This window comes from Xenorhabdus eapokensis (assembly GCF_001908105.1).
Genome location: NZ_MKGQ01000090.1, coordinates 1 through 2086, shown reverse-complemented (window position 1 = coordinate 2086; position 2086 = coordinate 1). Strand labels below are relative to the sequence as shown.

1 protein-coding gene is annotated in these 2086 nt (G+C 52.5%); it reads left to right on the top strand.

Annotated elements, in window-relative coordinates; all coding sequences use genetic code 11:
- On the top strand, positions 1-2086 hold a 2086-nt coding region (locus tag Xedl_RS19325; RefSeq protein ID WP_143187497.1), incomplete at both ends, for a non-ribosomal peptide synthetase.

Sequence of the window (2086 nt, the reverse complement as noted above, 5' to 3'; positions counted from 1 at the left end):
TTGCCACCTTGCCGATGCTACCCGCATCAGAACGGCAACAACTGCTGGTGGATTTCAATGCCACTCAGGCAGATTTCCCGCAAGAAGCGTTGATTCACCAACTGTTTGAGGCGCAGGCCGCACAACACCCCGACGCTATCGCCGTTGTCTTTGAGGAGCAAACGCTGAGCTATGGAGAATTAAACCGCCGTGCCAATCAGTTGGCGCATTATCTGATTGCGCTGGGGGTACAACCGGATGATCGGGTGGCGATTTGTGCTGAACGCAGCCTGGAAATGGTGGTCGGCTTACTGGCTATCCTTAAAGCCGGTGGGGCTTATGTGCCACTCGATCCGGCCTACCCAACCGAACGGTTGGTTTATATGCTGGAAGATGCTACTCCGGTGGTATTGCTAACCCAAACGGCACAAATCAACAAGTTACCCAATACCGTGCCGAAAGTCTTACTTGATTGTTTATTTGCCCCCTCAGAGCCGATGCTGGCATCACAGCCGACGGATAACCCTGACGCACAAACAATGGGGCTGACATCACATCATTTGGCCTACATCATTTACACATCGGGATCGACGGGTCAACCGAAAGGGGTGATGGTCGAACATCGCAATGTTCTGCGTCTCATCATTAACAGTGGATTTGCTGATATTGGCGCTGACGACTGTATTGCTCATTGTGCCAATGTCTCATTTGACGCAGCTACCTGGGAAGTTTGGGCTGGTTTAGTTCATGGGGCTCGTATTCTGCTAATCCCGGAAAAAATATTGCTACAGCCAACCCATTTTGGCCGGTGTCTGTCATCAGAAGGGGTTAGTGCGCTATTCCTCACTACTGCACTCTTTAACCAATATGCAAATCTGATTGGGCCATCATTATCGGGCTTACGTTATGTCCTTTTCGGTGGCGAACAGGCAGATACCCGTCCTGCCATTCACCTCAGAACCGAACATCCTCCCAAACACTTATTGCATGTGTATGGACCAACAGAGACAACCACTTTTGCCAGCACCTACGAAATTCCTGTTCTGGAAAACGAAGATGGTGTTGAAACGCATTTTGTTGCAAGTGAAAGCAGAAAGATCCCCATCGGCCACCCCATTTCTAATACCCAGATTTATATTTTGGATCCACAGGGTCAACCGGTTCCCGTCGGCGTAGCGGGTGAAATCCATATCGCCGGTGACGGTGTGGCTCGTGGTTATTTGAATCGCCCTGAGCTCACCGCTGAACGCTTCCTGACCGATCCGTTCTCTTCAAAACCAGAGGCACGGATGTACAAAACCGGTGACCTCGGCCGCTGGTTGCCCGATGGCAATATTGAATATCTGGGGCGCAATGATTTTCAGGTCAAGCTGCGCGGCTTCCGTATCGAGCTGGGGGAAATTGAAACCAAACTGACGCAATGTGACGGGGTACGTGAAGCGGTGGTGATCGCGCGTGAAGATGAGCCAGGGCAGAAACGGCTGGTGGCCTATCTGCGACCCGAGGAAGGGATTGAATTGGTGCCGGCTGAATTGCGCCAGCAATTATCCCAGCACCTGGTTGAATATATGTTGCCCAGTGCCTTTGTCATCGTAGAAACGTTCCCGCTTACCCCGAATGGTAAACTTAACCGTCAGGCTCTGCCTGCTCCCGATTTATCGGCGGTTGTGGCACGCAGCTATGAAGCCCCCGTCGGTGAAACCGAAATCGCCCTGGCGCAGATTTGGCAAAAACTCTTAGGTCTGGAACAGGTCAGTCGCCATGACCATTTCTTTGAGCTTGGCGGCCATTCGCTGATGATTGTCAGTCTGGTCGAAGAGCTGCGCCATCTGGGCTGGCAACTCTATGTTCGCAATGTCTTCGCCGCCCCTATTCTGACCGATATGGCTCAGGCAATCCAGCATGAGGCCAGCACCTTTGTTGTGCCGCCTAACCTGATCCCCGCAGGTTGCACGGCCATCACCCCCGATATGCTGCCGTTGGTTTCGCTCTCCCAAGCCGAAATCGATGTCATCGTTGAGCAGATCCCAGGCGGCACCAAGAATGTGCAGGATATCTATCCGCTGGCGCCTTTGCAGGAGGGCATCCTGTTCCACCATCTGTTACA